The organism is Sanguibacter suarezii NBRC 16159, assembly GCF_001552735.1.
GTDB lineage: Bacteria > Actinomycetota > Actinomycetes > Actinomycetales > Cellulomonadaceae > Sanguibacter > Sanguibacter suarezii.
The window spans coordinates 173,985-188,360 of sequence record NZ_BCRT01000008.1; the positions used below are offsets into that span (position 1 = coordinate 173,985).

General features: G+C 70.3%; 13 protein-coding genes. 9 read left to right on the forward strand and 4 right to left on the reverse strand.

All coding sequences use genetic code 11. The annotated features are described in order from the left end of the window. Nucleotides 1-84: 84 nt before the first annotated feature. From SS2_RS04275 to SS2_RS04290, 4 genes are all read right to left on the reverse strand, one after another. Nucleotides 85-2,160 (reverse strand): beta-galactosidase, encoded by a 2,076-nt coding sequence (locus SS2_RS04275; protein ID WP_083941737.1) that lies wholly within the window; start codon nucleotides 2,158-2,160, stop codon nucleotides 85-87. 51 nt (nucleotides 2,161-2,211) lie between these two features. Further along, nucleotides 2,212-3,258, reverse strand: a complete 1,047-nt coding sequence (locus SS2_RS04280; RefSeq protein ID WP_245643348.1) for a LacI family DNA-binding transcriptional regulator — start codon at nucleotides 3,256-3,258, stop codon at nucleotides 2,212-2,214. 113 nt (nucleotides 3,259-3,371) lie between these two features. Beyond that, complete coding sequence (nhaA, locus tag SS2_RS04285) at nucleotides 3,372-4,625, reverse strand: Na+/H+ antiporter NhaA (RefSeq protein ID WP_245643349.1); 1,254 nt, start codon at nucleotides 4,623-4,625, stop codon at nucleotides 3,372-3,374. Nucleotides 4,626-4,769: 144 nt separating this feature from the next. Beyond that, nucleotides 4,770-5,669 carry an NAD(P)-dependent oxidoreductase gene (locus SS2_RS04290; RefSeq protein WP_245643350.1) on the reverse strand — a complete coding sequence of 300 codons (900 nt, stop codon included), beginning with the start codon at nucleotides 5,667-5,669 and terminating at the stop codon, nucleotides 4,770-4,772. A 299-nt stretch (nucleotides 5,670-5,968) separates the two neighbouring features. Between SS2_RS04290 and SS2_RS04295 the strand changes: the two genes are divergently transcribed. The 9 genes from SS2_RS04295 (at nucleotide 5,969) to SS2_RS04335 (ending at nucleotide 14,312) form a co-directional block, all read left to right on the forward strand. Next, nucleotides 5,969-6,988: a TRAP transporter substrate-binding protein gene (locus SS2_RS04295; RefSeq protein ID WP_066461378.1), complete on the forward strand. Its 1,020-nt coding sequence runs from the start codon at nucleotides 5,969-5,971 to the stop codon at nucleotides 6,986-6,988. Nucleotides 6,989-7,016: 28 nt separating this feature from the next. Continuing rightward, nucleotides 7,017-7,520 carry a TRAP transporter small permease gene (locus tag SS2_RS04300; protein WP_066461380.1) on the forward strand — a complete coding sequence of 168 codons (504 nt, stop codon included), beginning with the start codon at nucleotides 7,017-7,019 and terminating at the stop codon, nucleotides 7,518-7,520. Between the two features lie 14 nt (nucleotides 7,521-7,534). Then, nucleotides 7,535-8,839: a TRAP transporter large permease gene (locus SS2_RS04305; protein ID WP_066461382.1), complete on the forward strand. Its 1,305-nt coding sequence runs from the start codon at nucleotides 7,535-7,537 to the stop codon at nucleotides 8,837-8,839. Between the two features lie 93 nt (nucleotides 8,840-8,932). Further along, on the forward strand, nucleotides 8,933-9,772 hold the full coding sequence (gene kduI / locus SS2_RS04310) for a 5-dehydro-4-deoxy-D-glucuronate isomerase (protein ID WP_066461384.1): 840 nt from the start codon (nucleotides 8,933-8,935) through the stop codon (nucleotides 9,770-9,772). 34 nt (nucleotides 9,773-9,806) lie between these two features. Then, complete coding sequence (locus SS2_RS04315; RefSeq protein ID WP_066461448.1) at nucleotides 9,807-10,595, forward strand: IclR family transcriptional regulator; 789 nt, start codon at nucleotides 9,807-9,809, stop codon at nucleotides 10,593-10,595. A 49-nt stretch (nucleotides 10,596-10,644) separates the two neighbouring features. Continuing rightward, entirely contained in the window at nucleotides 10,645-11,433 is a 789-nt protein-coding gene (locus tag SS2_RS04320; RefSeq protein WP_066461387.1) for an SDR family oxidoreductase, read from the forward strand. 38 nt (nucleotides 11,434-11,471) lie between these two features. Next, nucleotides 11,472-12,479, forward strand: a complete 1,008-nt coding sequence (locus tag SS2_RS04325) for a C-terminal binding protein (protein WP_066461388.1) — start codon at nucleotides 11,472-11,474, stop codon at nucleotides 12,477-12,479. Nucleotide 12,480: 1 nt separating this feature from the next. Beyond that, a complete protein-coding gene (locus SS2_RS04330; protein WP_066461389.1) occupies nucleotides 12,481-13,563 on the forward strand; it encodes a zinc-dependent alcohol dehydrogenase in 1,083 nt (360 codons plus the stop codon). Next, a complete protein-coding gene (locus tag SS2_RS04335) occupies nucleotides 13,560-14,312 on the forward strand; it encodes a glucose 1-dehydrogenase (protein WP_066461390.1) in 753 nt (250 codons plus the stop codon). The genes SS2_RS04330 and SS2_RS04335 overlap by 4 nt, the downstream gene beginning before the upstream one ends. Nucleotides 14,313-14,376 lie beyond the last annotated feature (64 nt).

Below are 14,376 nucleotides of genomic sequence, written 5' to 3' on the forward strand. Positions count from 1 at the left end.
GGTAGCTAGGCGGGGGTGGGGCCGGGCGCCGGGCGCCGAGGGCCGGAGGGCCGGATCAGGGTCGCGGGTCGGCGGGTCGGCGGGTCAGCTTTCCTGGATGACTGCTACGGCGCCGGGGGCGATGGTGAGGTCGCCGGTCGCGGTGGAGCCGGTGAGCAGGTCGAGGCCGGAGGCCTTGACGCTCGCCTCGGCGTCGGTGTGGTTGAGGACGAAGAGGAAGCTCGCACCGTCGGCGCCGTGGCGGCGCACCACCTCGACGCCGGCGGGCGCCTCGATCTCACCGGTCACCCCGGCGTCGGCCAGCACGGCCTCCACGAGCGCGGCGGTGCCGGCCTCCTCGAAGCGGGTCGCGGAGTACCAGGCGGAACCGGAGCCGACGGCGTTGCGGGTGACAGCCGGCAGCCCGGCGAGGGCGCCGTCGTCGTGCACCGCGACGGCCTGTGCGCCGGTCAGGTGTGTCTTCTCCGTCCACAGGTCCGCGCTGTAGGTGCCGGCCAGCGGGCCGCCGCCCGAGACCGTCACGGTCTCGGTCGCCTGCAGGGTGTAGAACTCCTCGGTGCGCACGCCCAGCAGGTCGCGGAAGGCCCCCGGGTAGCCGCCCAGGCGCACGTGGTCCTCGGGGGTGACGATCCCGGAGAAGTACGTGACGAGCACCGTCCCCCCGCGCTCGGCCACAGCCGCGACGTTGGCCGCGTCTGCATCGCTGACCAGGTACAACGTGGGCACGATGACAAGGTCGTAGCCGCTGAGGTCCGCCCCCGGGTGCACGACGTCGGTGCTCACCCCGCGCAGCCACAGCTGCTTGTACAGCGCCTGGGCCTGGTCGAGGTAGCGCAGCTCCTGGGTGGGGTGGGAGTCGAGCTCGCTCGCCCACCACGCCTCGTAGTCGAAGACCATCGCCACGCGTGAGCGCACCGTGGAGCCCTGGACCGGGGCGAGGTCGCGCAGCGCCTGACCTAGAGCGACGGTGTTGGCCCACACGTCCGAGTCGCGCCCGGCGTGCGGGACCATCGCGGAGTGGAACTTCTCCGCACCGGCCGCGGACTGGCGCCACTGGAAGAACATCACCGAGTCCGCCCCGCGAGCCACGTGCGCGAGGGAGTTGCGCAGCATCTCACCGGGTGCCTTGGTGCGGTTGCGCGGCTGCCAGTTGACCGCGGACGTGGAGTGCTCCATGAGGATCCACGGTCGCCCGCCGCCGATGCCGCGGGTGAGGTCAGCCGAGAAGGCCAGCTCGATGTGGCGGTCGTCGTTGTCCGCGCCGGTGTAGTGGTCGTTGGAGATGACGTCGAGCTCGGCGGCCCAGTCGAAGTAGTCCATGCCCTTGGTGCCGGTGGACGCCATGAAGTTCGTCGTGATCGGCACGTCCGGGGTGATGGCGCGCAGCGTGTCACGCAGGTCCTGGTAGTAGCCGAGCAGAGCGCGCGAGCTGAACCGGTCGAAGTCCAGCTGCTGGGTGGGGTTGGCGTAGGTGGGGGCGGTGCGCGGGGGGAGGATGTCCTCGAAGGCGCTGTACCGCTGGGACCAGAACGCCGTGCCCCAGGCCTCGTTGAGGGCGTCGATCGAGCCGTAGCGCTCGGCGAGCCAGGAGCGGAAGGCGGAGGCGGCGGCGTCGGAGTAGTCGCGCGGGACGTGGCAGCCGATCTCGTTGTCCACGTGCCACAGCGCGAGGGCCGGGTGGTCCTTGTAGCGCTCGGCCATGACGGTGGCCATGGTCAGCGCGTACTGGCGGAACACCGGGTGGGTCACCGCGTAGGACTGTCGTCCGCCCTGGCCCAGCACGGTCCCGTCGGCGAGCTGGGGCAGGATCTCGGGGTGGCGCGCGGTGAGCCACGGCGGCGGGCTCGCGGTCGCGGTGGCCAGGGCCACGCGGATGCCTGCGGCGTGCAGCCGGTCCATCATCTCGTCGAGCCAGCCGAACTCGTACTGGCCCTCGTCGGGCTCGAGGGTGGCCCAGGCGAAGATCGCCACCGAGACGATGTTCACCCCGGCCTCGATCATCATCTCGACGTCCTCGAGACGGGTGGCCTGGGGCCACTGCTCGGGGTTGTAGTCGCCGCCGTAGCCCAGGCCGGTCAGGCCGGTGGGCCACCCGGCGACGCCGCCGAGGGGGGTGCTGGACACAGGGGTGGCAGAGGGGTTCGCATCAGTGAGAGCCATGCCGGCAAGCGTATTCCAGCCCTGTGGGAAACCCAAGCGACCGCTGGTGGCTCAGTCCCGCCGGGGCGTGGAGTCGCGGACGATGACCTCGCCGTCCACCGGCACGACGCGCGGCTCGGGCTTGGCCGGAGACAGCGCCAGCTCGGTGACCAAGGAGCCGATGTCCGCGAGCGGCAGCCGGATGGTGGTCAGCGACGGGGTGATGTCTCGCAGGGTGATGATGTCGTCGAAGCCCGCGATCCCGACGTCGTCGGGCACGGTCACGCCCGCGGTCCTGGCGGCGGCCATGGCGCCGACAGCCATGACGTCGTTGACCGCGAACACCGCGTCGACGTGGCCGTCACGGGCTCCGCCGGGGCGCACCCGGCCGCGCGACAGGAGCTCTTGCATGCCCTCGAAGCCGCCGTCGCGGGTGAAGGCGCAGTGCACCACGTCCTCGTCGGCGATGCTCACGCCGTGGGCGGCGAGCCCGTCCCGGAACCCGGTCAGGCGCGCGCGGGCGGTGAGGTGCCCCTCGGGGCCGGCGAGGATCGCGAAGCGCCGGTAGCCGAGCGCGTGCAGGCGGCTCGCGAGCTCGCTCGTGCTCGCCTCGTTCTCGATGGTCACGGTGTCCACCCCGAGCAGCGCCTGGCCGATCACCGCGGCGCCACCTCCGCGCGAGCGGTACTCGGCGAGGGCCTCGGTGAGTGCGGCGTTGGCCTCGGCGTCGTCGGAGCGCCCACCGGCGACGATGATCGCGCGGGCGCGCTGACGCTGCATGAGGTCGACGAAGGCGAGCTCGCGCTCGGGGTCACGATCGGTGCTGGCCAGGGTGACCACCAGCCCGGCACGCTCGGCGGCGGCGGTCACCCCCGACGCGATGGTCGAGAAGTACGGGTCGGCGATGTCGTGGACGATGAGGCCGAGGGCCGTCGTCCGTCCGCGCGCCATGGCCTGAGCGTTGGCGTCGGGGGAGTACTTGAGCCGCTGCGCGGCAGCGAGCACCTTCTCGCGCAGCTCGGGACGCACGGTGCGGTTCGCGCTGCCGTTGATCGCTCGGCTGGCAGTCGCCAGGGACACGCCGGCCTCGCGTGCGACATCGCTCAGGGTGACGGTCATACGGGACATCTTAGGGCCGTCACCTGGGGACCCGCTCCGCCGCCGGTGCGCAGCCCGCCGAGCGGCGGAGCGGGCGAGGTCTGCACCGCGGCCGTGCGGTGGTCACGCGGCGTTCACGCGGTGGTCGGCACCTCCCCGGAGCGCTGCTCGCGGGCCCGTACGGCGCTGCGCCAGCTGAGCAGCGCACCGCCCGCCGCCGCGGAGGTGAGGGACCCGAGGAGCACCGCGGCCTTGACCGCCTCGCTGGTCACGGTGCCCGGGTCGAAGGACAGCTCGCCGATGAGCAGCGAGACCGTGAACCCGACACCGCCCACGCAGGCCACCGCGACGACGTCGAGCCAGCGCAGCGAGGCGTCCAGGGCTGCGCCGGTGAAGGTCACCAGCAGCCAGGTGGCCAGCACGATGCCGACCGGCTTGCCGAGCACCAGGCCAAAGAACACGCCCTGCGCGGCCGGGTTGGAGGCGGCGTCGGCCAGCGCGGAGGGGGTCATCGCGACGCCGGCCGCGAAGAGGGCGAAGACCGGCACCGCGAAGCCGGCCGAGAGCGGGCGCCAGGCGTGCTCGTAGCGCTCGGCCAGCGACGTGGCCTCCCCGCCGCGGGCGAGGGCAGGCACCGTGAGCCCGAGGGCGACGCCGGCGATCGTCGCGTGGACCCCGGAGGCGTGCATGAACGCCCACGCCAGCACCCCGAGCGGGATGAGCAGCCACGGGGAGGCGCCACCGCGGCGGCGCACCAGCACGGCGAACAGGCCGATCGCCACGAAGGCCGCGAGCATCCACACGAAGCTCAGACCGTTGGCGTAGAAGACGGCGATGACGATGATCCCGAGCAGGTCGTCCACCACCGCGAGGGTGAGCAGGAAGGCACGCAGAGCCGTCGGCAGGCCCTTGCCGAAGATGGTGAGCACGGCCACCGCGAAGGCGATGTCTGTGGCGACCGGCACGGCCCAGCCGTTGGGGTCCCCGGCCGAGCTCAGGGTGTTGATCACCGAGTAGACGACCGCAGGGACGGCCATGCCGCCGACCGCGGCCAGGATCGGCACGATCGCCGTCGCCGGGCGGCGCAGCTCGCCGTCGACGATCTCGCGCTTGAGCTCGATCCCGACGACGAAGAAGAAGATCGCCAGCAGGCCGTCCGTGGCCCACTGGGCGACCGTGAGGTCCAGATGCAGGGCTGAGGGCCCGAAGGTGAGGCTGCTCAGGGCGCGGTAGCTCTCGCCGAAGGGCGAGTTGGCCCAGATCAGCGCGATGACCGCGCCTGAGAGCAGCAGGATCGCGCCGGTGTTCTCGGCGCGCAGGGTGTCGGCGAAGTTGCGCCGCCCGCCGGGGGTCATCGTCCCCAGGAGGGTCTTCGGAGGAGTGCTCATCATCGTCCTTGAGGTGTGATCGGCGTCTGCCCGCTCGTCGTCGAGGGGCTCGCCGGTCGTCACGATAGCCCACCTCGCGGGGCCTGGATCCGGGCCTTCTGGCATGGTTGCGAGGGCTCCGGAGGTGGTATCACGCGCGGGTTGTCAGCTGTGACGGCCCAGCGCCTCGGCCGGTGCGATCCGCGCCAGGCTGCCCACGAAGGCCTGCACCACGGACGTGTCCTGGTCGCCGAGGCCGGCTGCGGTGAGGTCGGTGAACACCGAGCGCAGCACGTCGAGCTGAGGGGTCGCGGTGCCGGTCCGCACGGCCTCGTCGGTTGCGAAGCCGAGGTCCTTGATGAGGAACTTCGCGGCGCCCGAGGGGCTGTGGTCGTGCTCGGCGAAGCGGCGCTTCTTGACCTCGAGCATCCGTGATCCGGCGTAGCCGCCGCCGAGCAGGTCGAAGAGGGCGCCGACGTCGAGCCCGGCTCGTTCGGCGAGGACGGAGGCCTCGCCCAGGGCGAGCACCGTGGCGGCGACGATCATCTGGTTGCAGGCCTTGGCGATCTGTCCCGCGCCCAGCGGGCCCAGGTGGACCGGGGTGCCGGTGGGGCGCAGCACGGCGCAGGCCTGGGCGGCGTCGTCGTCGTGGCCGCCGACCATGACGGACAGCGTGCCGGCGCGCGCGCCCTCCTCGCCGCCGCTCACCGGGGCGTCGATCACCCGAACTCGTCCGTCGGTGCGGGAGCGGACGTCTTCGTCCAACGCGCGCAGCCCGGCGGGGGAGACCGTCGAGCAGACGACGATGAGCGCGGGGCCGGTGAGCCCGGCGAGCAGACCGTCCGCGCCGTCGAGCACGGCTGTCACGTCGGGCAGGTCCGGGACCATGAGGACCAGCGTGGGCCGCGGTCCGCGGCAGGCGGCGCCGAGCTCTCGCGCGGTGGGGTGCCAGCGCGCGCCCGCCTCCACGAGCGCCTGGGCCGAGGCCGGGCGCCGGGCGGTGACGTGCAGCTTCGCACCGGCGGGACGGGCAGCGAGGAGGTGGGCTGCCATCGGTGCGCCCATGACCCCCAGTCCTATGAAACCGATATCCGAATCGGGGAGGATGGGGGGCGTGGCGAGGTCGGTGCGGGCTGTCATGGGGTCACCGTAGCGAAGGTCTCAGTCTGGTCTCGACCCAGGCCAGACACGCCCAGCGGGTTGACGGAACCGAAGTTCCCCGGTCTACTGGTTCCACCCACCGGAACTTAGTTCCATGGACGTGATGCCGACGCGGTTGTCGGATTCACCTCGGCGACGGCGCCGGTGGTCCAGGACAGTACTCGGTCTGCTCATCCCCCGGTGAGCCCACTAAGGAGTTACACATGATGCGGAACAAGGTTGTTTCGATCGTCGCCATGGCTGGCGTCTCGGCGCTCGCCCTCTCGTTGGCTGCCTGCAGCTCGGACGGCAGCGCGGACGGTGGCGGTGACACCACGGTCTTCAAGGTTGCCTTCAACCAGACCGAGTCCCACCCCCAGTTCAAGGTGCTCGAGGCCCTCGGTGACCGGCTCAGCGAGCGCACCGACGGACGCTACGACATCGAGGTCTTCCCGAACGAGACGCTGGGCAGCCAGAAGGACACCATCGAGCTGGTGCAGGCCGGCTCGATCGACTTCTCCATGGTCTCCGGGTCCCTCCTGGAGAACTTCAACCCTGACTTCGTCGTGTTCAACCTGCCCTACGTCTTCGACAGCCAGGACCACCAGCGGGCGGTCGTCAACGACCCCGCGGTCACCGGCGACCTCTTCGCCTCGATCGAGGACAAGGGCATCTCGGTCCAGGCCGGCTTCCACGGCGGCATCCGCAACGTGTACAACTCCGAGAAGCCGATCAACACCCCCGCCGACCTCGCCGGCATGAAGATCCGCGTCATCGAGTCCGACACCAACCTGCGCATGATGGAGCTCATGGGCGGGTCCGGGACCCCGATGGGCCAGGGCGAGGTCTACACCGCGATCCAGTCCGGCGTGCTCACCGGCGCCGAGAACAACGAGTCGATCTTCTCCAACCTCAAGCACGCCGAGATCGCGCCGTACTACTCCTACACCCGTCACCTGATGTTCCCCGACTACCTCATCGTCAACCCCAAGACGATGGACAAGATGTCCGCCGAGGACCAGAAGGTCTTCGCCGAGGAGCTCGCCGTGGCCATCGAGGACGAGGCCGGCCTGTGGGCCGAGGAGGTCTCCTCGAGCAAGGCCGCCGCCGAGGCAGCCGGAGCGAAGTTCAACGAGGTCGACGCCGACGCCTTCCGCACCGCTCTCGCCCCGCTCATCGAGGAGAAGCTGGCCACGCAGACCAGCAAGGACCTCTACGACAATGTCCGCGCGGCGGCCGAGTAATCACCCGGCTACCCGAAGAGGTCTCCTCATGAAAACAGTCAAGAAGGGGCTCGACAGCGCGCTGAGCTGGTTCTGCGTCGTGCTGTTCGCCGTCCTGGTCGTCGACGTCTCCTGGCAGGTGTTCACCCGCCAGGTCCTCAACTCCCCGAGCGGGTGGTCCGAGGAGCTCGCCAAGTACGTCTTCATCTGGCTCGGCCTCTTCGGGTCAGCCCTGGTGTTCGGCGAGCGCGGTCACATCTACGTCGACTTCGCCGTCAAGAAGCTCCCCGCCAAGGTCCAGTACGTCGTCGGGCTGCTCATGCAGGTCGCGATCCTGGCCTTCGCCACGCTCGTCCTCATCTACGGCGGCTGGCAGGTCACCGAGCTGGCCTGGGACCAGAAGCTCGCGGGCCTCCCGATCGCCGTCGGACCGCTCTACCTGGCGCTGCCCATCTCCGGCGTGCTCATCGTCTTCTACACCGTCTACCACCTGGTTGGGATCCTCCGCCGCACCGAGAGTGCGGTCGAAGACGCCGAGCCGGACGTCCTTTAGGGAGGGGCACACTCATGGACGTCGCAGCTCTAGCAGCACTCATCCTGGTCGTCGGAGTCTTCGGGTTCCTGCTCCTGGGAGCTCCCATCTCCGTCGCGGTCGGTCTGTCCTCCGCGCTGGCCATGGTCTCCGCCCTCGGCTTCGAGAACGGCATGCTCACCTCGGCTCAGCAGATGTTCCGAGGGATCAACAACTTCTCGCTCCTGGCCATCCCGTTCTTCGTCCTCGCGGGCGTGATCATGAACAACGGCGGCATAGCCTTACGGCTGATCAACGCCGCCAAGGTCCTCGTGGGCCGCATGCCCGGGTCCCTGGCCCAGACGAACGTCGCCGCCAACGCGCTCTTCGGAGCGGTGTCCGGCTCGGCCGTCGCGGCCGTCGCCGCGGTCGGTTCCACCATGGGACCGCTGCAGGCCAAGGAGGGGTACGACAAGAACTTCGCGGCGGCGACCAACATCGCCTCGGCTCCCGCCGGCATGCTCATCCCGCCGAGCAACCTCATGATCGTGTACTCCCTCGTCTCGAGCACGTCGATCGCGGCGCTCTTCGTGGCTGGCTACATCCCCGGCATCCTGTGGGCTGTGACCTGCATGGTCATCGTCTACCTCTACGCCCGCAAGCGGCCTGAGCTCAAGGTCACCGAGAAGATCAGCCTGTCCGTGCGGGCCAAGACGATCGTCGACGCCCTCCCGTCGCTGGCGCTCATCGTCGTCGTCATCGGCGGAATCCTGCTCGGGTACTTCACCCCGACCGAGGCCTCGTGCATCGCGGTGGTCTACTCCCTCGCGCTGTCCTTCATCTACCGGTCGGTCAAGGTCCGTGACCTCAAGCCGATCCTCCTGGACTCCACCCGCACCACGGCCATCGTCATGTTCCTCGTGGGTGTCTCCTCGATCATGGGCTGGGTCATGTCCTTCGCCAAGATCCCGGCGATGGTCGCCGACGCGATGTTCTCGATCAGCGACAACCCCACGGTGCTGCTGCTCCTCATCGCGGTGGTCATGCTCGTCGTCGGCTGCTTCATGGACCCGACGCCGGCCGTGCTGATCTTCGCGCCGATCTTCCTGCCGATCGTCATGAGCTTCGGGGTGGACCCGATCCACTTCGGCATCGTGATGATCTTCAACCTCTGCATCGGCACGATCACGCCGCCGGTGGGACCGGTCCTGTTCGTCGGGGCCAAGGTGGCCAACCTGCGCATCGAAGACGTCATCCGCAGGCTCGTGCCGTTCTTCATCGCCCTGGTGGTCATGCTCCTCGTGGTGATGTTCATCCCGCAGCTCTCGCTGTGGCTCCCCAGTGTCCTCGACCTGACATAGCCCGGCGACACCCCGCGGACCGTCCCGACCGACCCGGGCGGGACGGTCCGCCCCCCGCATCAACCGTCTCTGTATATATAGGTGAGGATCGTCATGGAACAGCGGTACGCAACAAGCCCCGAGCACGTGCCGGGGATGGACACGGCAGAGCTGCGCAGTCGCTACCTCGTGCAGGACCTCTTCGCTGCCGACGAGATCAACGCCGTCTACACCCACCACGACCGCGTGGTGCTCGTGGGCATCAGCCCGGTCACCGGCCCGCTCACGCTGGGCACCTACCCCGAGATCCGCTCGGACTTCTTCTTCGCCCACCGCGAGGGCGGCATCGTCAACGTCGGCGGCGCCGGCACAGTCACGGTCGACGGCACCACGTACACCCTGGCCAAGGGCGCGTGCCTGTACATCGGTCGCGGGGCCCAGGACATCGTCTTCGCCTCCACCGAGCCCGACGCCGCAGACGGCGCCGCGGCCTTCTACCTCGTCTCCGCCCCGGCGCACACCGCCTACCCCACCACCCTCGTGGAGCCTGGGCAGGGCACGGTGCGTGAGCTCGGCGACCCGCTCACCTCCAACCGCCGCACCCTCAACCAGTACATCCACGAGAACGGCGTGCAGAGCTGCCAGATCGTCATGGGTGTCACAACCCTTCACCCAGGCAGCATGTGGAATACAATGCCTGCTCACACGCATGATCGCCGGATGGAGGCCTACCTCTACTTCGATCTGCCGGTCCAGGCACGGGTCATCCACATCATGGGTGAGCCGACCGAGACCCGGCACCTGGTCGTAGGGAACAAGGAAGCCATCATCTCCCCGAGCTGGTCGGTCCACTCCGGCGTCGGCTCGGAGAGCTACAGCTTCGTCTGGGCCATGGCGGGGGAGAACCAGTCCTTCGACGACATGGACGGATTCGCCATCGCGGACATGCGCTGACCAATGGCGCCTTTGCCCGACAGGGATGGACGAGATGGACACCGAAGCCTCCGCAGCAGCGCATGGAACGGCACTGACGACCACCAATGCGAGCGAGAAGACGCTGCTGGTCCTCGAGGCAGCGTTCTCCTACTCACGGTTCACCGACATCGTCGAGGCCACGGGTCTGCCCAAGGCCACCACCCACCGCATCCTCGCCACGCTGCTGGACCGTCAGTTCGTCACCGTGAACAAGGACGGCGGCTACCTGCCCGGGCCGAAGATCTTGTCCTTGGCCGGGCGGGCCCTGGAACGGATCGACATCTCGGCGATCGCGCAGCCGCACATCGACGCCCTCGTGGAGCGGGTGCACTGCACGGTCCACCTCGGAGCCGGTAACGGCGACGAGGTGCTGTACCTGGTCCGCACGGACTCGGACACGCCGTACCGCATGCCGTCCCGGGTGGGGCACTCCATCCCGATGCACTCCTCGGGGATCGGCAAGGTCATCCTCGCCAGCTACTCCGACGACGCGCTCGAGCGATTCGTCGCCCGGGCCGGCCTGGAACGCCGCACGCACCGCACCCTGACCACGCTCCCCGACCTCGAGCGGGAGATCACCCAGGTGCGGCAGGTGGGGTACGCCCTCGACCGCGAGGAGAACGTCCCGGGTGTCATCTGCGTGGCGGCCCCCGTCTACGACCACACCGGAACAGTGAAGTACGGCGTGTCCATCTCCACCATCACCCTGCAGCACACCGAAGACCAGATCGAAGCAATGTCCCCCGAGGCGATCGCCACCGCGAACGCCATCTCGGAGGCGTTGGGCTACACCCCGCACTGACGGTGCCCTGACGGGCGCCGGCCAGGCCCCATCAGAGAAGAGCACCGTCATGTCCCACTCCAGCACGTCCCCCCAGATCACCGAGCGCCTGTTCAGCCTGGACGGCCAGCTGGCCGTCGTCACCGGCGCCAGCCAGGGAATCGGCCTGGCCATCGCGAGCACCCTCGCCGCAGCCGGCGCCGACGTCATCGGCGTGTCCACCACGATGCCCGACGGCGAGAGCGCGGCCCGCACCGCGGTCGAGGCCGCCGGACGCACCTTCATCCCGCTGAGCGCCGACTTCACCGACCGGGCCGCTGTCGCCGCGCTCGCCGCGGACCTGGCCGCCCGCCCGGTCGACATCCTCGTCAACAACGGCGGCACGATCCGCCGGGCACCGGCTGTGGAGCACTCCGACGAGGACTTCGACGCCGTGCTCGACGTCAACCTGCGCAGCGCCTGGGTGCTCTCCCGCGAGGTCGGCGCCACGATGATCGCCCGCGGTCACGGCAAGATCGTCAACACCGCCTCCATGCTCAGCTTCCAGGGCGGCATCAACGTCCCGGGCTACACCTCCTCGAAGTCGGCGATCGCCGGGCTCACCCGCGCGCTGGCCAACGAGTGGGCGAGCAAGGGGATCAACGTCAACGCCGTGGCCCCCGGATACGTGGCGACCGCCAACACCCACCAGCTCCGCGAGGACGCCGAGCGCAGCGAGTCCATCCTCGCCCGCATCCCGGCCGGGCGGTGGGCCGTGCCCGAGGACATCGCCGGCGCCGTCCTGTTCCTCTCCTCACGTGCGGCCGACTACGTCAACGGTGCGGTGCTGCCCGTCGACGGCGGCTGGCTCGCCCGCTGACCCGCACTGCACCCTGCCGGCCCTGAAAGGACCAGACGATGCGCATCACCATCACCGAGTGCGACCACGACTCCTTCGACGCGGAGAACACGGTCGCCGCCGCCGCGGGGGCTGAGCTCGTCGTCGCGCAGTCCACCGACGCCGCCTCCCTCGTGGACGCCTGCGCCGACGCCGACGCGATCCTCGTGCAGTACGCCTCCATCACCGCCGAGATCATGGACGCCCTGCCAGGGCTCAAGGTCATCGGCCGCTACGGCGTCGGCGTCGACTCGGTCGATGTCGCGGCCGCCACGGCGCGCGGGATCGCGGTGTGCAACGTGCCCGACTACGGCACCGAGGCGGTCTCCGACCACGCGATCGGCCTGGCGCTGGCGGTGGGCCGGGGCATCCCGCGGCTGGACCGCGGGATGCGGGCCGGCAGCTTCGACCTCGCGGTGGTGCGCCCGCTGTACCAGACCGCCGCCCGCGTCTTCGGGATCATCGGGATGGGGTTGATCGGCACGGCCACCGCGCGCAAGGCCGCCGGCCTGGGCTACGAGGTGATCGGCTACGACGTGCGCGCCGAGCCGGGAGCCGCGACCTTCCACGGCTTCCCCGCGGTGAGCCTCGACGAGCTGCTCGAGCGCTCGCAGGTGGTCTCCATGCACACCCCCCTCACCGACGAGACGCGCAACCTCGTCGGCGCGGCCGAGCTCGACCGGATGCGCACCGACGCGATCATCGTCAACACCAGCCGCGGCGGGGTCATCAGCACCGCCGCGCTCGTGGACGCGCTGCGCGCCGGGAGCATCGCCGGGGCAGGGATCGACGTCCACGAGACCGAGCCGCTGCCGGCCGGTCACCCGCTGATGGACTTCGACAACGTGGTGCTCACCCCGCACCTGGCCTGGTACTCCGAGGAGTCCTACGTCGAGCTCAAGCGACGCACCATCGAGAACGTCGTCGAGGTGTGCGCCGGGCGGATGCCGCGCAACATCCTCAACCCGCAGGTCCTGGGGACCGCGGGACGCAACGCCCAGTTTCCCCTTCTCACCACTGGAGCCTGAGATGAACACCATGCACGCGGCCCGTTGGACGGCCACCGACGAGGTCGAGGTCACCGAGGTGCCTCGACCGACAGTGCCGCAGGGCTGGGCCCTGGTCAAGGTCGCCTACAACGGGATCTGCGGGACGGACCTGTCGATCGTGCACGGCAAGCACCCGCGCGCGGTGCACGGGCTCATCCCCGGTCACGAGATGTCCGGGTGGATCGAGGAGCCGGGGGACAGTGGGCTCGCGGTCGGCACCCTCGTCGTCGTCGAGCCGCTCATCTCCTGCGGTGAGTGCCTGTCCTGCCGCGGCGGCAACGCCCACGTGTGCAGCAGGCTCGGGCTCTACGGCATCGACGCCCCGGGCGCGATGGCCGACCTCGTCGCACTGCCCCCGCACGTGCTGCACGCCGTCCCGGACTCGGTCGACCCGCGCACCGCCGCCCTCGCCGAGCCGCTGGCCGTCGCGGTGCACGCGGTCGCCCGGTCCGGTATGGAGGCAGGCGACACGGTCGCGGTCTTCGGGGCGGGGCCCATCGGCGTGCTCGTCGCCCTCGTCGCCCGGCACGAGGGAGCCGGTCAGGTGGTCATCACCGAGCCCAGCCCGTGGCGGCGCTCGGTGGCCCACGACCTCGGCCTGACCGTGGTGCCCGAGGACGCGACCATGACGTCGGTCGTGGCTGAGCTCACCGGCGGGGAAGGGGCGGACACGACCTTCGACTCCGCCGCCCACCCCTGCGTGGCGGCCGAGGTGACCGCGGCGACGCGGGTGCTCGGGCGGATCGTCGTGGTCGGTGTGTACAAGCAGCCCACCGCGCTGGACCTGCAGGCCATCTGCTTCAAGGAGCAGTCGATGGTGGGGGTGCGCGTGTACACCACCGCGGACATGACCCGGGCGATCGAGCTCATCGCCTCCGGCGCCCTCGGCCTCGAGGGTTTCCCCACCCGGGCCTTCGCCCTGGCCGACTCCGCAGCCGCCTTCGACGCCGCGACCACCGGGCAGGACTGCCTCAAGGTGCTCGTGACCCCGCTCCCCGGTGCGTCCGACGACGCCGTCGCCGCTGCGGCTGCCGGCGCCGTCATCGAGGAGGCGGCACTGTGAGCGCCTTCGACCTCACCGGTCAGGTCGCCGCCGTCACCGGCGGCGGGCGCGGGCTCGGCTCGGGGATCACCCGGGCGCTGCTCGACGCCGGCGCCGACGTCGTCGTCTTCGGGCGAAGCGGGGTCCCAGCCGAGCTCACCGACCATGCCGCGGCCCTGGGGCGGCAGGTGCACTTCTTCGCGATGGACCTGTCCGACCCGGCCCAGGTGGAGGCCGTCTCCGGGGAGGTGCTCGCCGCCCACCGCGTCGACATCCTCGTCAACAACGCCGGGACCCAGGACCGCTACCCCGCGGTCGACTTCCCGCTCGAGGCCTGGGACGAGGTGATCAACGTCAACCTCCGCTCGGTGTTCCAGCTGTGCCAGCTCTTCGGCCGGCCGATGCTCGAGCGCGGGGCGGGCAAGATCGTCAACCTCGCCTCGCTGCTGAGCTTCCAGGGCGGCTTCACCGTGCCCGCCTACGCAGCGAGCAAGGGCGCCGTCGCGCAGGTCACCAAGGCGCTGTGCAACGAGTGGGCCGGGCAGGGCGTCAACGTCAACGCGGTCGCACCGGGGTACATGGCCACGGACATGAACTCCGCGCTGCTGGCAGACCCGGACCGCCTCGCCCAGCTCTCCGTGCGGATCCCCGCCGGGCGCTGGGGCAACCCCGAGGACATCGGCAACGTGGTGGTCTTCCTGGCCTCCGACGCTGCGGCCTACGTCCACGGGCAGGTCCTCGCGGTCGACGGTGGGTGGCTGGCCCGCTGACCTGTCCGCGCTGACCTGTTCCATTGACCCGCCTCGCGGCTCCACCTGACAGCCCCGCCCCGCC

Coding starts and splice junctions, on each gene's coding strand:
- SS2_RS04275 (WP_083941737.1), bottom strand. CDS start 2,160: ATGGCTCTCACTGATGCGAACCCCTCTGCCACCCCTGTGTCCAGCACC.
- SS2_RS04280 (WP_245643348.1), bottom strand. CDS start 3,258: ATGACCGTCACCCTGAGCGATGTCGCACGCGAGGCCGGCGTGTCCCTG.
- nhaA (WP_245643349.1), bottom strand. CDS start 4,625: ATGAGCACTCCTCCGAAGACCCTCCTGGGGACGATGACCCCCGGCGGG.
- SS2_RS04290 (WP_245643350.1), bottom strand. CDS start 5,669: ATGGGCGCACCGATGGCAGCCCACCTCCTCGCTGCCCGTCCCGCCGGT.
- SS2_RS04295 (WP_066461378.1), top strand. CDS start 5,969: ATGATGCGGAACAAGGTTGTTTCGATCGTCGCCATGGCTGGCGTCTCG.
- SS2_RS04300 (WP_066461380.1), top strand. CDS start 7,017: ATGAAAACAGTCAAGAAGGGGCTCGACAGCGCGCTGAGCTGGTTCTGC.
- SS2_RS04305 (WP_066461382.1), top strand. CDS start 7,535: ATGGACGTCGCAGCTCTAGCAGCACTCATCCTGGTCGTCGGAGTCTTC.
- kduI (WP_066461384.1), top strand. CDS start 8,933: ATGGAACAGCGGTACGCAACAAGCCCCGAGCACGTGCCGGGGATGGAC.
- SS2_RS04315 (WP_066461448.1), top strand. CDS start 9,807: ATGGACACCGAAGCCTCCGCAGCAGCGCATGGAACGGCACTGACGACC.
- SS2_RS04320 (WP_066461387.1), top strand. CDS start 10,645: ATGTCCCACTCCAGCACGTCCCCCCAGATCACCGAGCGCCTGTTCAGC.
- SS2_RS04325 (WP_066461388.1), top strand. CDS start 11,472: ATGCGCATCACCATCACCGAGTGCGACCACGACTCCTTCGACGCGGAG.
- SS2_RS04330 (WP_066461389.1), top strand. CDS start 12,481: ATGAACACCATGCACGCGGCCCGTTGGACGGCCACCGACGAGGTCGAG.